At 70.8% G+C, this 24319-nt stretch carries 29 protein-coding genes; 21 read left to right on the forward strand and 8 right to left on the reverse strand.

Going from position 1 to position 24319, the window contains the following annotated elements; all coding sequences use genetic code 11:
- The first annotated feature begins 16 nt into the window (after positions 1-16).
- Both idi and IFT88_RS14115 read left to right on the forward strand, forming a co-directional pair.
- The gene (gene idi / locus IFT88_RS14110; RefSeq protein WP_043594089.1) at positions 17-586 is read left to right on the forward strand and encodes an isopentenyl-diphosphate Delta-isomerase; all 570 of its coding nucleotides are present in this window, start codon (positions 17-19) and stop codon (positions 584-586) included.
- Positions 587-714: 128 nt separating this feature from the next.
- A complete protein-coding gene (locus IFT88_RS14115) occupies positions 715-912 on the forward strand; it encodes a hypothetical protein (RefSeq protein ID WP_156155486.1) in 198 nt (65 codons plus the stop codon).
- Positions 913-952: 40 nt separating this feature from the next.
- On the opposite strand, the gene IFT88_RS14120 is transcribed toward IFT88_RS14115, so the two are convergent.
- Positions 953-2095 carry a fatty acid desaturase family protein gene (locus IFT88_RS14120; RefSeq protein WP_043594093.1) on the reverse strand — a complete coding sequence of 381 codons (1143 nt, stop codon included), beginning with the start codon at positions 2093-2095 and terminating at the stop codon, positions 953-955.
- A 158-nt stretch (positions 2096-2253) separates the two neighbouring features.
- On the opposite strand from IFT88_RS14120, the gene IFT88_RS14125 reads away from it, so the two are divergent.
- The 3 genes from IFT88_RS14125 to IFT88_RS14135 are packed head-to-tail and all read left to right on the forward strand — an operon-like array spanning position 2254 to position 3912.
- Entirely contained in the window at positions 2254-2937 is a 684-nt protein-coding gene (locus tag IFT88_RS14125; RefSeq protein WP_156155487.1) for a hypothetical protein, read from the forward strand.
- A 34-nt stretch (positions 2938-2971) separates the two neighbouring features.
- On the forward strand, positions 2972-3670 hold the full coding sequence (locus IFT88_RS14130; protein WP_342212163.1) for a DUF308 domain-containing protein: 699 nt from the start codon (positions 2972-2974) through the stop codon (positions 3668-3670).
- Positions 3667-3912: a hypothetical protein gene (locus IFT88_RS14135; RefSeq protein WP_043594098.1), complete on the forward strand. Its 246-nt coding sequence runs from the start codon at positions 3667-3669 to the stop codon at positions 3910-3912. Before IFT88_RS14130 ends, IFT88_RS14135 begins: the two co-directional genes overlap by 4 nt.
- Before the next feature lie 127 nt (positions 3913-4039).
- Here IFT88_RS14135 and purB read toward each other — a convergent pair whose 3' ends face one another.
- Genes purB through IFT88_RS14150 form a run of 3 tightly spaced genes read right to left on the reverse strand, consistent with a single transcriptional unit; the run spans position 4040 to position 6329 of the window.
- Complete coding sequence (gene purB / locus IFT88_RS14140) at positions 4040-5422, reverse strand: adenylosuccinate lyase (RefSeq protein ID WP_192121319.1); 1383 nt, start codon at positions 5420-5422, stop codon at positions 4040-4042.
- A complete protein-coding gene (locus tag IFT88_RS14145; protein ID WP_255350958.1) occupies positions 5419-5925 on the reverse strand; it encodes a low molecular weight protein-tyrosine-phosphatase in 507 nt (168 codons plus the stop codon). Before IFT88_RS14145 ends, purB begins: the two co-directional genes overlap by 4 nt.
- On the reverse strand, positions 5922-6329 hold the full coding sequence (locus IFT88_RS14150) for a phage holin family protein (RefSeq protein WP_043594100.1): 408 nt from the start codon (positions 6327-6329) through the stop codon (positions 5922-5924). Before IFT88_RS14150 ends, IFT88_RS14145 begins: the two co-directional genes overlap by 4 nt.
- 108 nt (positions 6330-6437) lie before the next feature.
- On the opposite strand from IFT88_RS14150, the gene IFT88_RS14155 reads away from it, so the two are divergent.
- The 5 genes from IFT88_RS14155 to IFT88_RS14175 all read left to right on the forward strand — a co-directional run bounded on the left by IFT88_RS14155 (position 6438) and on the right by IFT88_RS14175 (position 12144).
- Positions 6438-7508: a histidinol-phosphate transaminase gene (locus tag IFT88_RS14155; RefSeq protein WP_043594102.1), complete on the forward strand. Its 1071-nt coding sequence runs from the start codon at positions 6438-6440 to the stop codon at positions 7506-7508.
- A gap of 30 nt (positions 7509-7538) precedes the next feature.
- Positions 7539-8699, forward strand: coding sequence for a thiamine pyrophosphate-dependent dehydrogenase E1 component subunit alpha (locus tag IFT88_RS14160; RefSeq protein ID WP_192121321.1), 1161 nt, complete (start codon positions 7539-7541; stop codon positions 8697-8699).
- A 59-nt stretch (positions 8700-8758) separates the two neighbouring features.
- Complete coding sequence (locus tag IFT88_RS14165; protein WP_446718835.1) at positions 8759-9724, forward strand: alpha-ketoacid dehydrogenase subunit beta; 966 nt, start codon at positions 8759-8761, stop codon at positions 9722-9724.
- A 10-nt stretch (positions 9725-9734) separates the two neighbouring features.
- Positions 9735-11264, forward strand: a complete 1530-nt coding sequence (locus IFT88_RS14170) for a dihydrolipoamide acetyltransferase family protein (RefSeq protein ID WP_192121325.1) — start codon at positions 9735-9737, stop codon at positions 11262-11264.
- A 148-nt stretch (positions 11265-11412) separates the two neighbouring features.
- On the forward strand, positions 11413-12144 hold the full coding sequence (locus IFT88_RS14175; protein ID WP_192121327.1) for a GntR family transcriptional regulator: 732 nt from the start codon (positions 11413-11415) through the stop codon (positions 12142-12144).
- A 23-nt stretch (positions 12145-12167) separates the two neighbouring features.
- Here IFT88_RS14175 and IFT88_RS14180 read toward each other — a convergent pair whose 3' ends face one another.
- Both IFT88_RS14180 and IFT88_RS14185 read right to left on the reverse strand, forming a co-directional pair.
- Positions 12168-12626 (reverse strand): glucose PTS transporter subunit IIA, encoded by a 459-nt coding sequence (locus IFT88_RS14180; RefSeq protein ID WP_192121329.1) that lies wholly within the window; start codon positions 12624-12626, stop codon positions 12168-12170.
- Complete coding sequence (locus IFT88_RS14185; RefSeq protein WP_054145886.1) at positions 12623-12856, reverse strand: glucose PTS transporter subunit EIIB; 234 nt, start codon at positions 12854-12856, stop codon at positions 12623-12625. The genes IFT88_RS14180 and IFT88_RS14185 overlap by 4 nt, the downstream gene beginning before the upstream one ends.
- Before the next feature lie 214 nt (positions 12857-13070).
- Between IFT88_RS14185 and IFT88_RS14190 the strand changes: the two genes are divergently transcribed.
- From IFT88_RS14190 to IFT88_RS14235, 10 genes are all read left to right on the forward strand, one after another.
- Positions 13071-14330: a PTS transporter subunit EIIC gene (locus IFT88_RS14190; protein WP_043594110.1), complete on the forward strand. Its 1260-nt coding sequence runs from the start codon at positions 13071-13073 to the stop codon at positions 14328-14330.
- Positions 14331-14483: 153 nt separating this feature from the next.
- Positions 14484-15485, forward strand: a complete 1002-nt coding sequence (locus IFT88_RS14195) for a metal ABC transporter solute-binding protein, Zn/Mn family (protein WP_192121331.1) — start codon at positions 14484-14486, stop codon at positions 15483-15485.
- Positions 15482-16363, forward strand: coding sequence for a metal ABC transporter ATP-binding protein (locus IFT88_RS14200; protein ID WP_369814019.1), 882 nt, complete (start codon positions 15482-15484; stop codon positions 16361-16363). Before IFT88_RS14195 ends, IFT88_RS14200 begins: the two co-directional genes overlap by 4 nt.
- Positions 16360-17250, forward strand: coding sequence for a metal ABC transporter permease (locus IFT88_RS14205; protein ID WP_043595947.1), 891 nt, complete (start codon positions 16360-16362; stop codon positions 17248-17250). Before IFT88_RS14200 ends, IFT88_RS14205 begins: the two co-directional genes overlap by 4 nt.
- Positions 17251-17272: 22 nt before the next feature.
- Entirely contained in the window at positions 17273-17686 is a 414-nt protein-coding gene (locus IFT88_RS14210) for a Fur family transcriptional regulator (RefSeq protein WP_054145907.1), read from the forward strand.
- Positions 17687-17930: 244 nt separating this feature from the next.
- Complete coding sequence (gene rpmB / locus IFT88_RS14215; protein WP_043595945.1) at positions 17931-18167, forward strand: 50S ribosomal protein L28; 237 nt, start codon at positions 17931-17933, stop codon at positions 18165-18167.
- Entirely contained in the window at positions 18167-18334 is a 168-nt protein-coding gene (gene rpmG / locus IFT88_RS14220; RefSeq protein ID WP_043595944.1) for a 50S ribosomal protein L33, read from the forward strand. Before rpmB ends, rpmG begins: the two co-directional genes overlap by 1 nt.
- Before the next feature lie 2 nt (positions 18335-18336).
- Positions 18337-18642: a 30S ribosomal protein S14 gene (gene rpsN / locus IFT88_RS14225; protein WP_043595941.1), complete on the forward strand. Its 306-nt coding sequence runs from the start codon at positions 18337-18339 to the stop codon at positions 18640-18642.
- A 105-nt stretch (positions 18643-18747) separates the two neighbouring features.
- Positions 18748-19035, forward strand: coding sequence for an HU family DNA-binding protein (locus tag IFT88_RS14230; RefSeq protein WP_043595940.1), 288 nt, complete (start codon positions 18748-18750; stop codon positions 19033-19035).
- A 141-nt stretch (positions 19036-19176) separates the two neighbouring features.
- Positions 19177-21162, forward strand: coding sequence for a cytochrome c oxidase assembly protein (locus IFT88_RS14235; RefSeq protein WP_056229929.1), 1986 nt, complete (start codon positions 19177-19179; stop codon positions 21160-21162).
- Positions 21163-21186: 24 nt separating this feature from the next.
- Here the strand turns inward: IFT88_RS14235 and IFT88_RS14240 are convergent, their stop codons facing one another.
- Entirely contained in the window at positions 21187-22221 is a 1035-nt protein-coding gene (locus IFT88_RS14240) for an LLM class flavin-dependent oxidoreductase (protein WP_192121333.1), read from the reverse strand.
- Positions 22222-22362: 141 nt separating this feature from the next.
- Positions 22363-23025, reverse strand: a complete 663-nt coding sequence (locus tag IFT88_RS14245) for an HD domain-containing protein (RefSeq protein ID WP_192121335.1) — start codon at positions 23023-23025, stop codon at positions 22363-22365.
- A 228-nt stretch (positions 23026-23253) separates the two neighbouring features.
- Between IFT88_RS14245 and IFT88_RS14250 the strand changes: the two genes are divergently transcribed.
- A complete protein-coding gene (locus IFT88_RS14250; RefSeq protein ID WP_192121337.1) occupies positions 23254-24261 on the forward strand; it encodes a GlxA family transcriptional regulator in 1008 nt (335 codons plus the stop codon).
- Positions 24262-24319 lie beyond the last annotated feature (58 nt).

Here is a 24319-nt window from a genome sequence, read left to right on the forward strand (position 1 = left end):
GGGCAGACTACCTCTCATGACCCGTGAGATCTCGACGCATCCCCAGCCGACGTCCGGTGACCGCCCCGGCGCGCACGACGAGCTCGTGGTACTGCTCGACGACGAGGGCACGCCCATCGGCACGACCGCGAAGGCGACCGTGCACACCGCCACGACGCCGTTGCACCTGGCCTTCAGCTGCCACGTCACGGACGACCTCGGCCGCGTCCTCGTCACCCGTCGCGCCCTGTCGAAGAAGACCTGGCCCGGCGTCTGGACCAATTCGTTCTGCGGCCACCCCGCCCCCGGCGAGACGCCGGCCGAGGCGCTGATGCGGCGCGCCCACCAAGAGCTTGGCATGGAGGTCCGCGACGTCGAGGTGATCCTGCCCGAGTTCCGGTACCTCGCCACCGACGCCTCGGGCGTGGTCGAGAACGAGATCTGCCCGGTCTTCACGGCCCGCGCCGTGGGCCTGCCCGACCCCTCGCCCGACGAGGTCGCCGAATGGGCCTGGGTCGAGCCGGCCGAGCTGCGCGACGCGGTCGCGGCCGCGCCGTTCGCCTTCTCACCCTGGTTGGGCTGGCAGCTGGCCGCCTGGCCCGCCTGAGAGCGCCGAACCCTCGACGGTAGCCCCCGCCGAGGGGCCTGACAAGCCCCTCGCGAACGCCCTCGCGCACTCGTATCGTGGCGATCGAGGGACCGGATGCGACGTCCGGCCCGCGACGGGAGGCGACCGTGGGTTCCACCTACACGAGGGACGCGACGACGTCCCCGGTCGCGATCCACCCCTACCCCAAGCACCAGTCCCGAGCGGTCGGGGACCGCGACCACTCCTCGGCGACCCGGGAGGCGGGGGCCGCGTCGGGCGACGCACGTCCCGTCCGCTACGCGGACTTCTTCGGGGACGACGAAGGCGCGAGCCGGTCCGCCTGACCCGGCCCGCGCCTCCTGCGCTCTCTGTGTTCGACGCGGCCTAGCGCGGACGCATGGCGTACGCCGCGGGGCAGTCGAACGGGTCGCGGGCCGAGAGGCCGACGCGGTTGAGGTACCGGATCACGATCGCGTACGACTTGCCGATCGTCGTCTCGGTGTAGGGGATGCCGTGCTCGGCGCAGTGCGCCTTCACCAGGGCGCTGGCCGCGCGCAGGTTGGGACGCGCCATGCTCGGGAACAGGTGGTGCTCGATCTGGTAGTTCAGCCCGCCCATGAAGGCCGTCGAGTGCCGACCCGTGATGTTGCGCGAGGTGAGCACCTGCTTGCTCAGGAAGTCGACCTTCGCACCCTCGGGGATGATCGGCATGCCCTTGTGGTTCGGGGCGAAGGACGACCCCATGTAGAGGCCGAAGACGGCCATCTGCACGCCGATGAAGGCGAAGGCCATGCCGAGCGGCAGGAACCAGAAGACGACGCCGAAGTAGGCGACGAGTCGCACGGCGATCAGCGTGATCTCGAGCGCGCGGCCCTCGACCTTGTCACGGCCGAGCAGCGTGCGGAACGACGTCACGTGCAGGTTGACGCCTTCGCCGAGCAGCAGGGGGAAGAAGAAGTAGCCCTGACGACGGGTGACGAAGCCGAGCACGCCGCGTTGCTTCGCCGCGTCCTCTTCGAGGAACGAGATCGTGTCGAACGCGATGTCGGGGTCTTTGCCCTTGGTGTTCGGGTTGGCGTGGTGGCGGCTGTGCTTGGTCATCCACCACGCGTAGCTGATGCCCACGACGCCGGCCGCGAGGACGCGACCGACCTTGTCGTTGCGCGTGCCCGACTCGAACACCTGACGGTGCGCGGCCTCGTGCGTGAGGAACGCGAACTGCGTGAGGATGACGCCGAGGGCAGCGGCGATCAACAGCTGGAACCAGCTCGAGCCCAACAGGACGAACCCGGTGGCCGCGCCACCGAGGCACGCGACGAGGACGACGAAGACCGTGACGTAGAAGCCGGTGCGGCGCTGCAGCAGGCCCGCCTCGCGCACGGACTTGAGCAGGCTCGAGTAGGTGCTGGTCGGCTTGCCGACCTGGCCCGCGACGGTGGGTCGGAACCCGGCGGGCGCGGCACCTGCGGGCGCGTGGACGATGCGCGGGTACGAGGTTCGGGGGGTCGTGGGGACGGTGGCGGTCATCGGGCTCCCGCGGCTGGTCGACTTCTCAGCCGGGTGGATGGGCCGGAGGCGGCCCGAAGATGCTGCGAACGTAACGGCGTGGGCTGGGAAGGTGTCGGGAGATCGCCGTGTCGTGACGCGCTTGCCCTCACTCGCATGTCACACGTAACCTGTCACACGTGACAGCCAGTTTCGTCGAGCGTCTCAGCGGGGTGGTCCACGACCTCGAGCAGGTGCCCTACCGCACGGGCGAGCGCGACGCCCGACAGGGGCACGGGCTGCGGCACCGCGCCCTCGAGGCCGCGGCCTCGGCCGCACCGGTACGCGAGATCGAGATCTCGGGGCTCGAGGTGCTCGTCGAGACCTGGCCCGACGCCAAGGACGGCCACGGCTCGTGGGTCACGGGGGGCACCGTCGTCGGCACCGGGCCGCGGCCCGCCTCGGTCGTGGCGGGCTACGTCGACCTGCTCTTCATGAGCACCGCGGGCGTCCGGCGCACGTACTACCGACTGCTCACCGTCGACGACCCCGACCCCGACGTCGCGACGGCCCGCCTGATCGAGTGCGTCAAAGAGGTCGGACCCGACTGGCGATCCACCTGGGCCGACACGACGACCGCCTACACCCGGGTCAGCCGCCTGCCGGCCGGCGTGCTGATCGCGGACCAGCTGCACACGGCCGAGGGGCTGGCCTCCACCCGACGCGTGATGGACGGCGTGCTCACCGGGTTGTCGCTCGAGTCCGAGGGGGTGCTGCGGGTGACGCCCTCCGGCATGGCCCGTCAACTCACGACGCTCAGGGGCCGCGGCTGGCCACTGACCTTCGGCACCGCCCGCCGCCTGGCGTTCAGGAGCGCGCGGTAAACTCGGCGGGTCCCCCACCCGTGAAAGAGGTCTCGTGACGCCTGCGCACCACGACTCCGGCGCGACCGCCCCCGTGACGTCGCCCGACCCCTCGGACCGGGGCGTCGACCCCTCGCCCTCCGCGTACTGGCCCGTGCCCGTAATGCGTGCCGTCCCCGCCCTGGCGGCCGCCGCGGCGATCACCTTCACCCCCGATCACTCACCCCAGGTCGGCCTGCTCGCCTTCGGGTCGTCGGCGGTCGTCGGTGGCGTCGTGCTCGCCGCGGGCTCGGCCCTGCGCCTGTCCGACCGATCGAGCCGCACCATCGCCGTGCTCCAGGGTGTCGTCGGGGCCGTGATCGGCGCTCTCTGCCTCGTCTTCTCGCACGGGCAGCTGCCCGTGCTGGTCGCCTTCGTCACGGCCTGGGCCGTGCTGACGGGCGTCCTCGAACTGCTCACCGGCCTGCGCCGTCGTCGTCGCTCGCCGCTCGCCCGTGACTGGACGACCGTCGGCGTGCTCACCCTGGCCCTGGCCGTGGTCTTCCTCGTCGTCCCGCCGGACTACAGCCAGCAGCTCGGCGGCATCGAGCAGATCGAGGGCGAACTGACGTCCTCGACCGTGCTCGTCGGCATCCTGGGCGCCTACGGCGCCCTGGTCGGCGTCTTCCTCGTGATCGCCGGCCTCTCGCTCAAATGGCAGACCGGTCACCCGGCCGCTGCCGACACCCCCGACGACAAGGCACGAACGTCATGACCCACCCCACCTGGCGCGACCGGTTCCGCCCCGCCGAGTTCCTCGGCCTGTCGGGGGTCTTCGCCGCCTTCGTCGGCCTCGTCGTCCTCATGACGACGCGCGACCTGCAACTCGCGCTGATCTTCCTCTGCATCGGCTTCATCGTCGCGCTCGTCACCATCGCCATGCTCGCCCTCGCGGCCAAGCCCAACGACGACGAACGCCACGAGATCGACGACGCCGACAAGCCGCGCGGCCACTGACGCGACGCGGATCGACTGCCGCGGCCTCTCGGCCGCTGCTCCGTCGCGGCCCGCCGGCCGCTGATCCGTCGCGCGGCGCCCTCGGGTGCGCGGGCCGTCCTGACGGGCCGGCCCGCACCTCCTGGGGTCAGGCCAGGTGGTCGACCAGCTGCGACGCGATGCCCGTGTAGGTCGCCGGGGTCAGCGCCACGAGGCGCTGCTTCGCCTCGTCGGAGACGTCGAGGCCCTCGACGAACGCGACCAGTTCGGCCTGCCCGACGCGCTTGCCGCGGGTGAGCTCTTTGAGCATGGCGTACGGGTCGCCGATCGACGATCGTCCGGCGACGACCTCGGCGCGGATCACCGTCTGGATGGCCTCGCCGAGGACCTCCCAGTTGGAGTCGAGGTCGGACTCGAGCGTCACGGTGCCGACGGCGATCTCGCCGAGGCCACGGCGCAGGTTGTCGAGCGCGAGCATCGAGTGACCGAAGGCGACCCCGATGTTGCGCTGGGCCGACGAGTCGGTGAGGTCGCGCTGCTGGCGACTGGTGACCAGGGTCGAGGCCAGCGAGTCGAAGAGTGCCGACGAGATCTCGAGGTTGGCCTCGGCGTTCTCGAAGCGGATCGGGTTGATCTTGTGCGGCATGGTCGACGACCCGGTCGCCCCCGCCTGCGGGATCTGCGTGAAGTAGCCCATCGAGATGTACGACCACACGTCGGTGGCGAGGTTGTGCAGCACGCGGTTGGCGTGGGCGACGCGCGAGTAGAGCTCGGCCTGCCAGTCGTGCGACTCGATCTGTGTCGTCAGCGGGTTGAAGGTCAGCCCGAGGGCGTCCTCGACGAAGGCGCGGGCCGTCGCGGGCCAGTCCAGCCCGGGGTCGGCGACGACGTGGGCCGAGAAGGTTCCGGTCGCCCCGCTGAACTTGCCGAGGAACTCGGTGCCGACGATCTGCGAGCGCAGGCGCTGGAGGCGGTGCGCGAAGACGGCGAACTCTTTTCCGACCGTGGTCGGCGTCGCCGGTTGCCCGTGGGTGTGCGCGAGCATCGGCACGTCGCGCGCGTCGGTGGCCCAGGTGGTGAGGGCGGCGAGGACGGCGTCGAAGGCCGGCAGCCAGACGTCGAACAGGGCCGCCTTGACCGTGACCGCGTACGAGAGGTTGTTGATGTCCTCGCTGGTGCAGGCGAAGTGGGTGAGTTCGGCGATCTCGTCGAGCCCGAGCTCGGCCAGACGGGCCCGGACGAAGTACTCGACCGCCTTGACGTCGTGCCGGGTCGTCGCCTCGAGGCCGGCGAGCTCGTCGATCGCAGCCTGGCCGAAGTCGGTGACGACGGCCCGCAGTGCCCGCTTCTGCTCGTCGTCGAGCGGGGCAGAGCCGAACGCGCCGCGGTCGGTCTGCGCGATGAGCCACTCGACCTCGACGTGCACGCGGGCCCGGTTCAGCCCCGCCTCGCTGAGGTGGTCGCCCAGCGTGCCGACCGACGAGCGGTAGCGGCCGTCGAGCGGGCTGAGGGGCTGAGGAGGCAACGTCATGACTGTCCCTTGCGGAGTGCGGGTTCGATCTGGCGGAAGAGGGCCGAGCAGGCGCGCTCGACCATGTCGAGCACCTCGTCGAAGAGTCCTGCGTCGGAGTAGTACGGGTCGGGGACGTCGAGACCGCCGCCCGCCGGCGCCGCGTCGGGAGCGAAGGTGAGCAGCAGCTGCACCTTCGAGCGGTCGGCGTCGTCGCCTGCCCAGGCCCGGAGGATGCGTTCTTGGCCGCGATCGAACGCCACCACGAGGTCGTAGCGCGCGAAGTCGTCGGCCTCGAACTGTTTCGCCCGGTGCCGGGAACCATCGTAGCCGCGGCGTTCCAGGGCCTCGACGGTGCGGGGATCGGCCCCCTCGCCGACGTGCCAGTCGCCGGTGCCCGCGCTCGTGACCTCGACCCGGTCGCCGAGGCCCGCGTCGTCGGCGAGCGACCGCAGCACCGTCTCGGCCATGGGCGAACGACAGATGTTGCCCGTGCAGACGAAGCAGATGCGGAACCGGTTCACCGCTTCCGGTCACCCCGCCCGACCACGGGGCGGACGACGACGCCGATGGCCCAGGCGAAGACCGCGAGCACGACGGCACCGATCACGCCCCACCAGAAACCGTCGATCGTCAACCCGAAGCCGAAGAGATCCGAGATCCACGCCACGATCAGCAGCAGCAGCCCGTTCACGATCAACGCGATCAGGCCGAGCGTCAGGACGTAGAGGGGGAAGGCCACCACCCGGATCGCCGTGCCGACCACGCCGTTGACGATGCCGAAGACCAGGGCGAGCAGCAGGAAGGTCACGATCGTCTCGGGGGTGCCTCCTGCTCCGTAGGGCGTCACCGTCACCCCCGACACGAGCAGCGTGGTGAGCCACAGGGCCACCGCGTTGATGAGCAGCCTCACGACGAATCGGGTCATGCCCCCATCATGCCGACCTCTCCTCCACGGGCGGTAGTGCCCGACCGGATCCCCCGAGGAGGCGCGGTGCCCTGCCGCGACGCGGCCCCCGCCCCATAGGCTGGCCGCGTGACCACTCCCGTCCGACTCCGTCCCGAGATCGCCGCCCTCCCGCCCTACCGCCAGGGCAAGCAGGCGTCCCCCGACGCCTTCAAGCTGTCGTCGAACGAGAACCCGTTCGAGCCCCTCCCCTCGGTCGTCGAGGCCGTCCGTGGCGCCGTCTCGCTCAACCGCTACCCCGACGCCTCGGCGACGGCCCTGCGGACGGCCCTCGCCACCCGGTTCGGCGTCACCGTCGACGAGGTTCACGTCGGCGCGGGGTCGGTCTCGTTGCTGGCCCAGTTCGTGCTCGCCGCGGCCTCGGTCGGCGACGAGGTCGTCTACGCCTGGCGTTCGTTCGAGGCCTACCCGGGGCTCGTCACGGTGGCCGGTGCGACGAGCGTCCAGGTGCCGTTGCGGGCCGACGGGGGCCACGACCTCGAGGCCATGGCCGCGGCCGTCACCGACCGCACCCGCGTCGTCATCATCTGCTCTCCCAACAACCCGACGGGCACCACGGTGTCGACGAGCGAGTTCGAGTCGTTCATGGCCGCGGTGCCCGACGACGTGCTCGTGCTGCTCGACGAGGCGTACGCCGAGTTCGTCACCGACAGCACGGCCGTCGACGGCGAGACGCTCACCGAGCTGCACCCGAACCTCGTCCTGTTGCGCACCTTCTCCAAGGCGTACGGGCTGGCCGCACTCCGCGTCGGGTACGCGATCGGCGCCTCCTACCTGCTCGACGCCGCGCGGGCCACGGCCATCCCCCTCGCCGTCACCGAGCAGGGCGCGGCCGCGGCCCTCGCCTCGCTCGACCACGCCGACGAGCTGCTCGCGCGGGTCGACCGCATCGTCCTGCTGCGCGACCAGGTGCGACGCGCCCTGATCGACCAGGGGTGGACGGTCCCCGAGGCCCAGGGCAACTTCGTCTGGCTCGCCACGGGCGAGCACACGGCCGCCGCGGCCCAGGTGTTCGCCGACCACGGGGTCGTGGTCCGGCCGTTCGCGGGCGAGGGCGTCCGCGTCACGATCGGCGAGCCGTCGTCGGTCGACAAGCTGTTGCACGCCGCCCAGCAGGTCGCCGACCTCACATCCCGGTGACGGCATATGCCGCGGAATAGATTGGACGCCATGTCTTCCTCCGAAGCGACCGACGCGCCCCCGCCCGTCCAGCTCCTGTCGCCGTCGGGCGAGGTGGTCAAGTCGGCTGCGGCCGACGAGTTCCGCCCCTACGTCGACGCCCTCGGCGACGACGGGCTCCGCGCCCTCCACCGCGACATGGTGTTGACCCGTCGGTTCGACCGCGAAGCCGCGGCACTGGCCCGCCAGGGTCAGCTCGCCCTGTGGGTGCCGAGCCACGGCCAAGAGGGGGCCCAGGTCGGCCTGGCCCACGCCACCCGTCCGCAGGACCACCTCTTCCCGTCCTATCGCGAGCACGCGGTCGCCCTGTCCCGCGGCATCGACCCGGTCGACATCCTGCGCCTGCTGCGCGGGCACACGCACGGCGGCTGGAACCCCGCCGAGCACCAGAACTTCCACATCTACACGCTGGTCATCGGCTCGCAGACGCTGCACGCGACCGGTTTCGCCATGGGGCTCGGCCTCGACGGCAAGAGCGGCACGGGCGATCCCGAGGTCGACCAGGCCGTCGTGACGTTCTTCGGCGACGGCGCGACCAGCCAGGGCGACGTCAGCGAGGCCCTGGTGTTCGCCGCGAGCTTCCAGACCCCCGAGTTGTTCTTCCTGCAGAACAACCAGTGGGCGATCAGCGTGCCGGTCGCACGCCAGTCGCGCACGCCCCTCGTCGCCCGCGCCGGCGGCTTCGGCATCCCCGGCACCCAGGTCGACGGCAACGACGTGCTCGCGAGCTACGCCGTCAGCCGCCGCGACCTCGAGGCCGCCCGCGGCGGTGGCGGGCCCCGCTTCATCGAGGCGCTCACCTACCGCGTCGGCGCGCACACCTCGTCCGACGACCCCACCAAGTACCGCACCGACGACGAGCTGCAGTCCTGGATCGCCCGCGATCCGATCACGCGCTTCGAGGCCTTCCTGCGGAACCGAGGCGAGGGGGACGCGTTCTTCGCCGACCTCGAGACCGAGGGCGACGACCTCGGAGCCGACGTCCGTCGGCGCACGGTCTCGCTGCCGAACCCCGACCGCGGCCTCATCTTCGACCACGTGTACTCCGAGCCGCATCCGCTCATGACCGAGCAGAAGCAGTGGCTGGCGACCTACGAGCAGAGCTTCGGCGGCGCGGGCGAGACCGCGACCACCGACGAGGGGGCAGCATGACCGACACCGTCGAGAACCCGACCGGCACGACCGAGTCGACCCGCGCCTCCGTGCAGTCCATGCCGCTCGGCAAGGCGATCAACGCCGGCCTCCGCAAGGCCATGGCCGACGACCCCCGCGTCCTGCTGATGGGAGAAGACATCGGCACGCTCGGCGGCGTCTTCCGCGTGACCGAGGGGCTGCAGGCCGAGTTCGGCGACAAACGCGTCATCGACACCCCCCTCGCCGAGTCCGGCATCGTCGGCACCGCCATCGGACTCGCGATGGGTGGCTTCCGCCCGGTCTGCGAGATCCAGTTCGACGGCTTCATCTACCCCGGCTTCGACCAGATCACGTCGCAGCTCGCCAAGATGACCAACCGTCACGAGGGTGCGGTCACGATGCCTGTCGTGATCCGGGTGCCCTACGGCGGACACATCGGCGCGGTCGAGCACCACCAGGAGAGCCCCGAGGCGTACTTCGCCCACACGGCGGGGCTGCGCGTCGTCAGCCCGAGCACACCGCACGACGCCTACTGGATGATCCAGGAGGCGATCGCGTCGAACGACCCCGTCATGTTCTTCGAGCCCAAGAGCCGCTACTGGCCCAAGGGCGAGGTCGACCTGAGCGACCCGCAGGCGCCGCTGCACGCGAGCCGTGTCGTCCGGACGGGCACCGAGGTCACCCTGCTGGGGCACGGAGCGATGGTCAGCGTGCTGCTCCAGGCGGCCGAGATCGCGGCAGCCGAGGGCGTCTCGGCCGAGGTCGTCGACCTGCGCTCGCTCTCGCCGGTCGACTACGGGCCCATCCTCGAGTCGGTCCGCAAGACCGGACGTCTCGTGGTGGCCCAGGAGGCCCCCGGTTTCGTCTCGGTCGGCTCCGAGATCGCCGCCACCGTGGCCGAGAAGGCGTTCTACTCGCTCGAGGCGCCCGTGCTGCGCGTCAGCGGCTTCGACGCCCCTTTCCCTCCTGCCAAGCTCGAGACGCAGTACCTGCCCGACGCCGATCGCGTGCTCGAGGCGGTCGACCGGGCCCTGGCCTACTAGGAGTCACGACATGACCAGCGAATTCACCCTGCCCGACGTCGGCGAGGGCCTGACCGAGGCCGAGATCGTCGAATGGAAGGTCGCCCCCGGCGACAACGTCGAGATCAACCAGGTGCTCGTCGAGATCGAGACCGCGAAGTCGCTCGTCGAGCTGCCGTCGCCCTACGCCGGTGTGGTCGAGAGCATCCTCGTCGAACCGGGCACCACGGTCGACGTCGGCACCCCGATCATCAGGGTCGGCGACTCGTCGGCACCCGCGACCCCGTCGGGTCGTGCCGCCGAGTCCGAGTCGCTCGAGTCGGGCGGACTCGCGCGCACGGCGCAGGTGGTGTCGCAGAACGAAGAGGCGCTCTCGGCGCAGCGTGCCCGTCAGGCCGAACCCGCGGCACCCACCGCCTCCGCGTCGACAGAGGGCTCGACCCCCGTCGCCCCGGCCCGCTCGGCCGACGCGGTCAGCGCCGACGGCGACACCGGTTCGGTGGCGCACGCACCCGAGGCCGCACCCGAGACCCCTGCCGACTCCGGTTCGGGTGCCGTGCTCGTGGGCTACGGCGCCGCGGGCGGTCACGGCTCGACCCGCCGCCGTCGCCCGTCGCAGACCGAGGTCGACGCGCGGCAGCTGCGCGTCGCCGAGCAGGCCCGGCGGCGCCCCACCACGTCGGTGCCCGCCGCGCAGGCCCTGCCGATCATCGCCAAGCCGCCGATCCGCAAGCTGGCCAAGGACCTCGAGGTCGACCTCGCCGTCGTCCAGCCGACCGGCCTGGCCGGCGAGGTCACGCGCGACGACGTCATCCGCCACGCCCAGCAGGCCAGCGTCTTCCGCAACATCGAGACGCCCGAGTGGGGCGAGGAGCGCGTCGAGCGCATCCCGGTCAAGGGCGTCCGCAAGGCCATCGCCGCGGCCATGACGTCGTCGGCGTTCACCGCCCCGCACGTCAGCCTGTTCGTCGACGTCGACGCCACCCGCACGATGGAGTTCGTCAAGCGGCTCAAGGCGTCGCCGCAGTTCGCCGGCGTCAAGGTCTCTCCGCTGCTGATCATGGCCAAGGCGATCATCTGGGCCGTGCGCCGCAACCCGATGGTCAACTCGGCCTGGACCGACCGCGAGATCCTCGTGCGCCACTTCGTCAACCTCGGCATCGCCGCGGCGACCCCCCGTGGCCTGATCGTGCCGAACGTCAAAGAGGCCCAGTCGATGAGCCTGCTCGAGTTGGCCCAGGCCCTCGAGCAGCTGACGCTGACCGCGCGCGACGGCAAGACGACGCCCGCCGACATGCGGGACGGCACGATCACGATCACCAACATCGGCGTCTTCGGCATGGACACCGGCACGCCGATCCTCAACCCGGGCGAGGTCGCGATCGTGGCCCTCGGCACGATCAAGCCCAAGGCCTGGGTGGTCGACGGCGAGGTGCGTTCGCGCATGGTGACGACGATCGGGGCGAGCTTCGACCACCGCGTGGTCGACGGCGACGTCGCCAGCCGCTTCGTGGCCGACGTGGCGAGCGTCCTCGAAGAGCCGGCGCTCCTGCTCGACTGACGCCGCGCCTCCTCGTCCGTTCCTGAGAACGGCGCGGTCGGCCGGGTCCTCACCTGGCTGGGGAGGGACGGCGTGGACTAACGTCGAGTGCAGGACGACCGGTCATGACCAGATGGGACCACCCTCGGGCGCGATCGACGAGGGGGCCATGACCGAGCACATCACCGACGGAGCCGTGCCGAAGCACGAGCAGTTGCGCTCCATCGTGCAGCGCCTCGCGGCCGGGTCCCAGCCCGGCTCGGCGATCGCGAGTGAGCGCCAGCTCATGCTCGAGTACGGCGTCAGCCGCATCACCGTGCGCGAGGCCGTGGGGCAACTCGTGAACGAGGGCTGGTTGACCCGCGTCCGGGGCAAGGGCACCTTCGTGGCGCACCGCGTGGTGCAGTCGACGCTGCACCTGGCCTCGTTCACCGACGAGATGACCAAGCTGGGTCACGTGCCGAGCACGGTCGTGCTGGTCAAGGCCGAGACGACTCCCCCGCCCGAGACGGCCGCCGCGCTCGGACTCGAGGCCGGCGCGTCGGCGTTCCACGTCAAGCGCCTGCGACTGGCCGACGGCGTGCCGGTCAGCATCGACGACGGCTGGTATCCCGCGGACCGCCTGCCCGGCCTCCTCGACCACGACCTCAGCAGATCGCTGTACCGCATCCTCGACGGCGACTACGCGACACCGATCACGCGCGCGACCCAGACCGTCAGCGCCGAGGGGGCCGACGCCGACGTCGCCACGCTGCTCGGCACGAGCGAGGGCGCCCCGGTGATGTACTTCGACCGGATCTCGTTCGCCGGCGACGTCCCGCTCGAACACGCCAAGAGCTGGTACCGCTCCGACCGCTACCGCCTGCAGATGCAGGTCGAGTCGGGCACGACGCCCGACTGACTCCCGACCGCGACGCGTCGGCCTCAGAGGTCGAAGAGGGGCTCGCCCGAGGCGACGGTCGTGCCGACGGCCCGCTGCGGGACGCTGTCGGGGGTGCTGTCGAGCACGACGACCGGGATGACCGCCGAGTAGCCCGCCTCGGCCACGACGGCCGGGTCGAAGCGGACGACGAGGTCGCCCGCCGCGACGGTCGCGCCCTCGGCGACGGCGAGCTCGAAGCCCGTGCCGCCGAGCTTGACGGTGTCGATGCCGACGTGCACGAGCAGGCCCGTGCCCGACTCCCCCACCACGACGAACGCGTGCGGGTGCAGCTTGACGATCTCGCCCGCGACGGGCGAGACGACGGCGACCAGGCCACCGGCAGGAGGCGCGCTCGGCTCGACCGCGACGCCCGCGCCCACGAGCTGCCCCGCGAACACGGCGTCGGGCACCTCGGCGAGCGCCGTCACCCGGCCGGCGACGGGTGAGACGACCGTGGTCACGGCAGCAGGTCGTTGATGTCTTCGGCGAGCGAGTCGGCGATCGTGCCGACGATCACCTGGACGCTGCCGCCCGCGTGGACGACGGCCGTCGCTCCCGCGGCCTTGAGGGCGGCGTCGTCGACGAGGGAGATGTCCCGCACGTCGGTTCGGAGGCGCGTGATGCAGCCCTCGATCTCCTCGATGTTGTCGGCGCCGCCGAGTCCGTCGATCATGGCCTGTGCTTTCGACATGAGTTGTTCTCCTCCGTGGGTCGGTCCCTCGCGGTGACAGGGGGTCGTCCTAGTTGACACCACCCGTCGGTCTGAGGAAACTACCACTCACTGGTCATGACCGGACAGGACCGGGCTGGCTCCGCGCTCGACGCGACCCGCGCCTCCCGAACCGCCTCCGCCCGCACGACACCCACCCCGCACCACGGCTGCTCACCGACGAGAGGACCACCTGATGACGACGACGACCGAGTCGGCCCCGACCAAGAAGAGGGGCTCGGCCGCGTTCGCGGTGCTGCAGCGCCTCGGGCGCAGCCTCATGCTGCCGATCGCCGTGCTGCCCGCCGCGGGCATCCTGCTGCGCCTCGGGCAGGACGACCTGCTCGGCGCCATCCCGGGCTTCGAGACCGGCGCCTCGGTGATCGGAGCGGCCGGGCAGGCGGTCTTCACCTGGCTGCCGCTGATCTTCGCGGTCGGCATCGCGATCGGCTGGGCCAAGAAGTCGGACGGTTCGACGGCCCTCGCCGCGGTCGTCGGCTACATGGTGATCGACGGCGTCTTCAAGGCCATGTCGCCGGTCGTGCTCGCCGGCCGCGAGACCCCGACGGGCGACCCCGAGGTCATCAACTACGGCGTGCTGGCCGGCATCGTGATGGGCATCCTCTCGGCGATGATCTGGCAGCGCTTCTACCGCACGAAGCTGCCCGACTTCCTCGGGTTCTTCTCCGGCCGTCGCATGGTGCCGATCCTCACCGCCGTCACGGGCCTGGTCGTCGGCGTCGTCATGTCGTTCATCTATCCCCTGTTCAACAACGCCCTCACCGGCATCGGCCAGGCGGTCGCGTCGAACGACGTCGTCGGCAGCGGCGTCTACGGCGTCGCCAACCGCCTGCTGATCCCCACCGGCCTGCACCACATCCTCAACTCGGTCGTCTGGTTCCTGGTCGGCGACTACACGAACGCGAGCGGCGAGGTCGTGCGCGGCGACCTGAACCGCTTCTTCGCCGGCGACCCGAGCGCCGGGGTGTTCATGACCGGGTTCTTCCCGATCTTCATGTTCGCCCTGCCCGCGGCGGCCCTGGCCATCTGGCGTCACGCCCGCCCCGAGAAGAAGAAGCTGATCGGCGGCATCATGCTGTCCACGGCGCTGACCGCGTTCATCACGGGCATCACCGAGCCGCTCGAGTTCTCGTTCATGTTCGTCGCCTGGCCGTTGTACGTGATCCACGCGGTGCTGACCGGGACGTCGATGATGCTGGTCAACGCTCTCGACATCCACACCGGGTTCACCTTCTCGGCGGGCTTGATCGACTACGTGCTGAACTTCAACATCTCGCAGAACTCGATCTGGCTGATCCCGATCGGGCTCGGGTACGCGGTCGTCTACTACGTCCTGTTCAGCTTCGTGATCAAGAAGTGGAACCTCAAGACACCCGGTCGCGAGGACGACGACGCCGCCGGCGCCGAGTCCGTCGAGGCCGCCACGAAGGCCTAGGTCCGGCGAGACCCCAGGAAGTGACCGAGACCCCCGTGCGCGCACGGGGGTCTCGGCGCATTCCTGGGGTGCCGACCAGCCGAGGAGGCGCGCTCGGCCGACCCGCGCCTCCTCATTTTGACAATCATTATCAGTAGCAATAGCGTGACGGCCATGAAGATGCGCTCGCTGCCGACCCTGCTCGTCCTGCCCGCCGCCGCGGCCCTCGTGCTGAGCGGTTGCGCCACGGGCGCCTCGGGCTCGACCGACTCCACCGACGGAGGCGCGATCTCGGTGGTCACGTCGACCAACGTCTACGGCGACATCGCCGAGACGGTCGGAGGCGACCTGGTCGACGTCACCAGCATCATCAGCGACCCCTCGCAGGACCCGCACTCGTACGAGGCCGACGCCCGCACGCAGCTGGCCGTCTCGAAGGCCGACGTGATCGTCGAGAACGGCGGCGGCTACGACTCGTTCGTCGACACGATGGTCGACGCGAGCGGAACCGACGCCACCGTGGTCAACGCCGTCGACGTCTCGGGGCTCGACCCCGAGGCCGGGCACGACGACCACGCCGACGAGGCCACCGACGCCGCGAGCGACGACGCCACCGCCGAGGCCGACGGGCACGACGACCACGACCACGCCGCGTTCAACGAGCACGTGTTCTACAGCCTGCCGAGCATGGCGAAGCTCGCCACGGCCCTGGCCGACGAGTTCGGCCGGGTCGACACCGCGAACGCCGACACCTTCACCGCGAACGCCGAGGCCTTCGGCACGAAGATCGCCGACCTGGAGGCGCAGGCCGCCTCGATCAAGACGGCCCACGACGGCGACCCGGTCGCCTACACCGAGCCCGTGCCCGGCTACCTCTTCGACGCCATGGGCCTGGTCAACGTGACGCCGGCGGAGTTCTCCGAGGCCATCGAGGAGGGCGACGACGTCTCGCCCGCCGTGCTCAACGACACCCTCAAGCTCTTCACCGACGGGAAGGTCGACCTGCTCGCCTACAACGAGCAGACCTCGAGCCCCGAGACCGAGCAGGTCGAGAAGGCCGCGACCGACGCCGGCGTCGCCATCGTGCCGGTCACCGAGCTGCTGCCCGAGGGGGAAGACTACGTGGCATGGCAACAGAGCAACATCGACGCGATCTCGGCGGCCCTCGGCGAGTGACCGACCCGTCCGGCGCGACCTCCGTCGCCGCCGCCACCCGCGCCTCCTCGGCCGGTGGCGGCGGCGACGCCGTGCTGCGCCTCCGCGACGCCGGGGTCTCGTTCGGCGCCCGCACGCTCTGGTCGGGGCTCGACCTCGACGTGCGGCCGGGCGAGTTCATCGCCGTGCTCGGGCCGAACGGCGCGGGCAAGACGACGATGCTGCGCACCATCCTCGGGCAACAGCAGTTGACCGAGGGCAGCATCGAGTTCCTCGGCCGACCGGTCGGGCGCGGCCACCGCCGCATCGGCTACGTGCCGCAGCAACGGCTGATGGAGTCCGGCACCCCGCTGCGCGCCCGCGACATGATCGCGCTCGGCGTCACGGGTCACCGCTGGGGGCCGCGCCGCGAGTCGGCCGCCGAACGGGCTCGCATCGACGCCCTGGTCGACGAGGTCGGCGCGACGTCGTTCGCGACCTCGCCGGTCGCCAGCCTCAGCGGCGGCGAGCAACAGCGCACGCGCGTCGGCCAGGCCCTGGCCGCCGAGCCGGCCCTGCTGCTCTGCGACGAACCCCTCATCTCGCTCGACCTGCGCCACCAGCGCGAGGTCACCCGCCTGATCGACGAGCAGCGGCGCGCCCGCAACGCCGCGGTCGTGTTCGTCACGCACGACGTCAACCCCATCCTCGACGTGGTCGACCGCGTGCTCTACCTCGCCGGGGGCCGGTTCCGCATCGGAACACCCGACGAGGTGCTGCGCGCCGACGTGCTGAGCGACCTCTACGGCACCCCGGTCGACGTGATCCGCACCATGGGCCGCATCGTGATCGTCGGCAGCCACGACGGGCACGACCACCACGTCGACGAGCACCACGACGACGAAGGGCTCGTCCGATGACCGACCTGTGGTCGCAGCTGTTCAGCTTCCAGGACTTCGGCGAGCTGCTCGTGCTGGTGCGCAACAGCGTCATCGCGGGCGCCGTGCTCGGCCTGGTGGGCGGCCTGATCGGGCCCTTCGTGATCACGCGCAACATGCCCTTCGCGGTGCACGGCATCAGCGAGCTCTCGTTCGCCGGCGCCGCCGCCGCCCTGCTGATCGGCGTCGACGTCGTCAGCGGTTCGCTCGTCGGCAGCCTGATCGCCGCCCTGCTGATCGGGCTGCTGGGCACCCGTGCACGGGAGCGCAACTCGATCATCGCGGTGCTCATGCCGTTCGGCCTGGGCCTCGGCATCCTCTTCCTGGCGCTCTACCGGGGGCGGTCGGCCAACAAGTTCGGGCTGCTGACCGGCCAGATCGTGTCGGTCGACAACCCGCAGCTGGGCTGGCTGGTCGCCATCTCGGCCGTCGTGATCGTCACGCTGATCGTCATCTGGCGTCCGCTGACCTTCGCCAGCGTCGACCCCGACGTCGCCGCGGCGGCGGGCGTTCCCGTGCGCACGCTCGGCATCGTCTTCATGCTCGTGCTGGGCCTGTCGGTCGCGGTGTCGGTGCAGATCATCGGGGCGCTGCTCGTCCTCTCGCTGCTCGTGACACCCGCGGCGGCCGCGCTGAGGCTGACCGTGAACCCGCGACTCGTGCCCGTGCTGAGCGTGACCTTCGCCGTCGTCTCGGTCGTCGGCGGCATCCTGCTCGCCCTCGGCGGCGGCCTGCCGATCAGCCCGTACGTCACCACGATCTCGTTCACGATCTGGCTCGTCTGCCGCCTGGTCAGCTGGCGTCGGACGACCGCCGCCGTGAAGCAGCGCAGGGGCCCGCGGGTACCCTTGGCCTCGACCGGGGTCTGACACAGAGAGGCAGGACGACGTGGTGGTCCGACGCAACACGTGGCAACGCGAGGCCGTGCGAGAAGCACTCGGCACGAGCGAGGGGTTCGTCAGCGCCCAGGCGCTGCACGCCCACCTGCGCGAGACCGGCATCGGCCTGGCCACGGTCTACCGGGCCCTGGCAGACCTCGCCGCCGACGGCTCGGCCGACTCCCTGCAACAAGAGGGCGAGAGCCTCTATCGCGCCTGCACCCCGGGCACCCACCACCACCACCTCATCTGCCGCAACTGCGGCACCACCGTCGAGATCGAGGCCGACGAGGTCGAGACCTGGGCCCAGCACGTCGCCGCGACGCACGGGTTCACCGAGGCGCAGCACGTGGTCGACGTGTTCGGCCTGTGCCCCGCGTGCACGGCCGAGGCCCGTGCGGCGGCCGACGCCTCCGCGATCCGCTGAGCCGCGCCTCCTCGTCCCCGCGCCTCGCGTCCGCACGGCCTCGCCGACCGGGCCGAGGAGGCGCGGGTTGCGTGGGTCCGGGCGTGTCGCGTAAGCTCTCCCTTTGGTTGGGCGCTCTCTGCGCCCATGTGCACCGCCTCCCGGCACCATCGCCCGATCCTTCGATCGAGCAAGGGGGACCGGCGCGCCGACAAGTGACCTTGGGTGAGGGCTCCGGCCCTCACGGTATCTACGGAGGAAAACCATGGCAGCAACCTGCCAGGTGACCGGAGCCGTTCCCGGCTTCGGACACAACATCTCGCACTCGCACCGACGCACCAAGCGTCGTTTCGACCCGAACATCCAGAAGAAGACGTACTACGTGCCGTCGCTTCGTCGTAACGTGACGCTGCAGCTCAGCGCCAAGGGCATCAAGGTCATCGACGCTCGTGGCATCGAGTCGGTCGTCAAGGACCTGCTCGCTCGTGGGGAGAAGATCTAATGGCTCGTCAACAGGACGTCCGTCCCATCATCAAGCTCCGCTCGACGGCGGGCACCGGCTTCACGTACGTGACCAAGAAGAACCGTCGCAACAACCCCGACCGTCTCGTGCTGAAGAAGTACGACCCGGTGATTCGCAAGCACGTCGAATTCCGCGAGGAGCGCTAAAAATGGCCAAGAAGAGCATGATCGCCAAGAACAACCAGCGCGCCGAGATCGTGGCCCGCTACGCCGAGAAGCGTCTCGAGCTGAAGAAGGCCCTGATCGACCCGAACGGTTCCGACGAGAGCCGCGAGGCCGCTCGCCTCGGTCTGCAGAAGCTGCCGCGCAACGCGTCGCCGGTCCGCCTCCGCAACCGCGACTCGGTCGACGGCCGCCCCCGCGGTCACCTCAAGGCCTACGGCATCAGCCGCGTGCGGTTCCGCGACATGGCCCACCGTGGCGAGTTGCCGGGCATCACGAAGTCTTCCTGGTAGGTTTCAACCGGTTCCACAGGGCCCTCGGCTCTCTGGTCTCGATCGCACAGGCATGGTGAACGCCGTGTCTCGTCACACCGAATGAAGTCCGAGGAGGACATTTACATGGCTGACAAGTCACTGAACCGTACCGAGCTCGTCGCAGCTGTCGCATCCGAGTCCGGCCAGAGCCAGGCCGCCGTCAGCGGCGTCGTCGACGCGTTCTTCTCCGTCGTCTCGAAGTCGGTCGCCGACGGCACGAAGGTCACCATCCCCGGGTGGATCGCCTTCGAGAAGACGCACCGCGCCGCTCGCACCGGCCGCAACCCGCAGACGGGTGAGGCCCTCGAGATCGCCGCCAGCGACAGCGTCAAGGTCAGCGCCGGCAGCAAGCTCAAGGCTGCCGTCAAGTAGTCCTCGCTCTCTCGAGCACCCGAGAAGGGGCGTGACGACCATCGGTCGTCCCGCCCCTTCTCTCGTTCCGATCACTCGACGTCGAACGACGTCCCTCACCCCCGCCTGTTCACCAGGCGATCCGACTTACCCTGGTAGACGATGCCCAGACTCGCTCGTACCACGGCGCCCGCACTGCTCGTGCTGGTGGCGTTCGCGTCCCTCCTCGCCGCGCTGAAGTTCGGCGGGGCAGCCGACGCGCCCCTCGTCGTCGACCCCGGCGAGGTCGTGCGCTACGGCCTGCCCATGGCCAAGATGCTGGGCAACATCGGTGCGGCCCTCACCATCGGCACGCTCTTCCTGACGTGTTTCGCACTCACCCGACGCGAAGCGGAGTACGACCGCGCCCTGGACGTCGCCGCCGCCGCGGCGGGTTTCTGGGCCGTCGCCTCGGCGATCACCACCTTCTTCACGTTCCTCAGCGTCGCCAACGTGCCGGTCACCTTCGACGACCAGTTCGGGCGGACGCTCGCGTTCTTCCTGACGAACACCGAGCTCGGCATCGCCTGGCTCATCACGACGCTGATCGCCGCGACCGTCACCGTGCTCTGCTTCATCGTCCGCAACATCTGGTTGATCGTCGCCGTGACGGTGCTCGCCGCCGGCGGGCTCATCCCCATCGCCGAGCAGGGCCACGCGGCCGGCACGAGTGGCCACGACGCCGCCGTCACCGACCTCGCCCTGCACCTGGTCGGAGCGTCGGTCTGGTTGGGCGGCCTGCTCGCCATCGTGCTGCTGCGCGGGCACCTCTCGAGCGGGCGGCTGGCGATCGTGCTCGCGCGCTACTCGAGCGTGGCCATCGTCTGCTTCGTGGTCGTCGCGGTGTCGGGCATCGGCAGCGCCGCCATCCGCATCGGCGACTGGTCGGCCCTGACGTCGGGCTACGGCGTGCTCGTACTCGTCAAGACGTTCGCCCTCGTCGCTCTGGGCTTGTTCGGCGTCGTGCAGCGCCGGTGGCTCGTCGGCCGCCTCGCCACCCACCCCAAGGCGACGGCCAAGCTCTTCTGGTGGTTCGTCACCGCCGAGCTCGCCTTCATGGGGCTCGCCTCCGGAGTCGCCGCGGCACTCGCCCGGACGGCCACCCCGGTCGAGCAGGTCGCGGCGGCCGACCTGGCCGATCCGACCCCCGCGGTCATCCTCACCGAAGAGGCCCTGCCGCCCGAGCTGACGCCCCTGCGCTACCTCACCGAGTGGAACGTCGACCTGCTCTGGGGCCTGCTCTGCGCCTTCGGCGTCTTCTTCTACCTGGCCGGCGTCGTGCGCCTGCACCGCCGCGGCGACCGCTGGCCGGTCGGCCGGACCGTCTCGTGGGTGGCGGGCCTCGTCGTGTTGTTCTACATCACCTGCGGTGCCCCGAACGTCTACGAGGAGTACCTCTTCAGCACGCACATGCTCGCGCACATGGCGCTGGGCATGCTCGTACCCGTGCTGCTCGTGCCCGGCGCCCCGGTCACGCTCGCCCTGCGCACCATCAAGAAGCGCAGCGACGGCACGCGGGGCGGTCGTGAGTGGATCATGATCCTGGTGCATTCGCGGTTCGCGACGTTCGTCAGCAACCCGATCATCTCGGCGGTGCTGTTCGCGGGCTCGCTGTGGGCGTTCTACTACACGCCGTTGTTCAGCTGGGCGACGACCACGCACATCGGCCACTACTGGATGATCGTGCACTTCCTGATCACCGGTTACCTCTTCGTGCAGTCGATGATCGGCATCGACCCGGTCAAGGGTCGACTCCCCTACCCGGCCCGGCTCGTCGTGCTGCTCGGGACCATGGCGTTCCACGCGTTCTTCGGCCTGGGCATCATGAGCGCCACGGGCCTCTTCCTGGCCGACTGGTACGGCGCCATGGGCCGCACCTGGGGGCCGACCCCGATGCAGGACCAGTACGTCGCCGGCGGCATCGCCTGGAGCGTGGGCGAGATCCCGACGATCGTCATGGCCATCGCGGTGGCGATCATGTGGAGCCGCAGCGACGGTCGAGAGGCCGTCCGCAAGGACCGCCAGGCCGAGCGCGACGACGACGCCGAGCTCAGGGCGTACAACGAGCAGCTCGAGGCGCTGTCACACCAGCGCGAGCGCACCCGCTGACGCCCCGAGGAGGCGCGGGTCAGGTCAAGCGAGCATCTCGCGTACCAGCGGAACGACCTTCGTGCCGTACAGCTCGATGCTGCGCATCATGAGCTCGTGCGGCAGGCGGCCCATGCTGTACCGCATGTCGAAGCGCGTCGCGCCGAGCAGGCGCATGTTCTGTGCAATCTTCGTGGCGACGGTCTCGGGCGAACCCACGTAGAGCGCACCGGTCGAGCTGGCGCTGGCCTCGTACTGCGCACGGCTGTAGGGGGGCCAGCCGCGTTCGCGACCGAGCTGGTTCGTCTGCTCCTCTTGGTACGGGAACAGCGCCTCCTTGGCTTCGGTGTCGGTCTCGGCCACGAAACCGGGCGAGTGCATCGCGATCGGCTGCGAGTCGTGGCCGAACTCGCCGAGGGCGCGTCGGTAGAGGTCGGCGTAGGGCGCGAACTGGGCGGGCTGGCCGCCGATGATCGCGAGGAAGAGCGGGAAGCCGTAGTGCGCGGCACGGATGACCGACTGCGGCGATCCGCCGACGCCGACCCAGGTGCGGATCGAGCCGCCCTCGGTCTTCGGGTAGACCTCTTGTGCGTCGAGGCCGGCGCGGACGGTGCCCGACCAGGTCGTCGGCCCCTCTTTCAGCAGTTCGGCGAAGAGCTGGATCTTCTCCTCGAAGAGCACCTCGTAGTCCTGCAGGTCGAGACCGAAGAGCGGGAAGGACTCGGTGAACGAGCCGCGGCCGAGGATGACCTCGGCACGGCCGTTCGAGATCGCGTCGACCGTGGCGAAGCGCTGGAACACGCGCACGGGGTCGTCCGAGCTGAGGACGGTGACGGCCGAGCCCAGGCGGATCGTCTTCGTGCGGGCGGCGATCGCGGCGAGCACGACCTCGGGTGCCGAGACGGCGAAGTCCTTGCGGTGGTGCTCGCCGACGCCGATGAAGTCGAGGCCCACCTCGTCGGCCAGGACGGCCTGTTCGACCAGGTTGCGGATGGCCTGGGCGTGGGTGACCGGGCTGCCGTCGAGGCGGTCGGTGATGTCGCCGAAGGTGTCGAGGCCGAACTCGAGGGGGTGTGCCATGCGGGTGCTCTCCAAATTCATACGTTTGCATCATTCTAGCCGATGGAGGGCGATCGCGGGAGGGGGCGCGATGCACGCGCCCGTGGCCCACCCGGTGCCCGGGCGCGGGGTGCCCGGGCGCGGGGTGCCCGGGCGCCGGGGTCAGAGGCGGTCGAGCGGGTTCGCGGCGATCCGGTCGCGCATGCCGCCCCGGATCGTCCGATCGGCCTCGGACCCGGGCTTCCGGTGCGCCTGCGCGGACATCAGCCCACCGAACTCGACACCGAAGCCGTCGCGGGGCAGTCGGTCGACGAGGGCGGCGACCAGCTCGGTCGGCCAGTCGTCGCCGCCCACCCCCGACACGTCGAGGCTCGTCGCCCGCTCGAGCAGGTGCCCCTCGACGTCGAGGCCGGGCGAGACCGCGGGCCACATGTGCCGCACGACGACCTCGGCCACCCGTTGCGACCGGTCGGACGACCACCCCGCCCCGGTCGCGAACACACGGGCGACCTCTCCCCCGGCCCGCTCGAAGGGCTCGGCATGGCTGTCGAACGGGCCGGCCAGTCCGACGTCGTGCAGCGCCGCCGCCACGAAGAGCAACTCGTGGTCGAACTCCAGACCCTCGAGTCGCCCCAGGGCCACGGCGAGCGCCGCCGAGCGAAGGCTGTGCGCGAGCAGGACCGGACTCGACACGACGGCGGCCGCCTCGAGGGCGCGGGCGGCCACGGGCGTAGGAGGCGCGAGCAGGTCGTCGAGGACGGCGGCGGTCGGGCGGGGCTCGGCGTTCGGGCGGGGCTCGGCGTTCGGGCGGGGCTCGGCGGTCATGGCAGGAACTCTACGAGTGGACACGTCCTGCCACGAGTGGCAGTCTTGCCACCACCCGTCGACATCCCGCCATCCCGCCAGCCCGCCAGCCCGCCAGCCCGCCAGCCCGCCAGCCCGCCAGCCCGCCAGCCCGCCAGCCCGCCACGATGTGGACACGACGCCACGAGAAAAGATGGCGCGGTGTCCACTTCGTGGCGGTGTGCGGCTCGCCCCACCCCAGGAGACCCCATGTCCCCGTTCCGCACCGTCGCCACGATCGTCGCCGACGGCGTCGCGCCCTTCGAGTTCGGGGTGCTCTGCGAGGTGTTCGGCCTCGACCGGACCGACGAGGGCGCGCCTCCGTTCGAGCACCGCATCGTGACCGAGCACCCCGGGCTCGTCCGCACGAACCAGGGCTTCTCGATCACGGTCGACCTCGACCTGGGTGCCGCGGCCGACGCCGACGTCGTCTGCGTGCCGGCCCTGTGGAACCGGCCCGACCAGGCCGAGCTCGTCTCGCCGGCCGTGCGCGAACTGCTCGTCGCGGCCGAGGCGCGCGGGGCGTGGTTGCTCAGCGTGTGCAGCGGGGCGTTCGTGCTGGCCGAGGCCGGGCTGCTCGACGGCCGCCGGGCGACGACCCACTGGCGCTACTCGGACGCCCTGCAGCGCGACCATCCCGCGGTCGAGGTCGACGCCGACGTGCTCTTCGTCGAGGACCGCCGCGTCATCACGAGCGCCGGCACGGCCGCCGGCATCGACGCCTGCCTGCACCTCGTCCGCCGCGAGCACGGCGTCGCCGCCGCGAACGTGATCGCCCGCCGGATGGTCGTGCCGCCGCACCGCGACGGTGGCCAGAGCCAGTTCATCAAGACCCCGCTCCCGGTCGAGGTCGACGACTCGCTGGCCCCGCTCACGGACTGGATGCTCGGACACCTCCGCGACGACCTGAGCATCGAGGGGTTGGCCGCGAGGGCGCACATGTCGCCGCGCACCTTCGCCCGTCGCTTCAAGGCCGAGCTGGGGGCGACGCCCGGGGCGTGGCTCACCCGCCAGCGCCTCCTGCGGGCGCAGGAGCTGCTCGAGGCGACCGGGCTCGGCATCGACGCGATCGCCGACCAGGTCGGCTTCGGTTCGGCGGCCGTCCTGCGCCACCACTTCGCGCGTGTGCTCGGCACGACCCCGCGCGCCTACCGCTCGACCTTCGGCGGCGTCGACGACGTGCGCGACCTCGCGGGGGCGGGAGCCGCCAGCGCCTGAACGGGACGGTCCGTGACGGGACGATCCGTGACGGGACGATCCGTGACGGGACGGTCCT

Origin of the sequence: Frigoribacterium sp. CFBP 8751 (assembly GCF_014841545.1) — a bacterium.
In the GTDB taxonomy this organism is placed as follows: Bacteria; Actinomycetota; Actinomycetes; order Actinomycetales; family Microbacteriaceae; genus Frigoribacterium.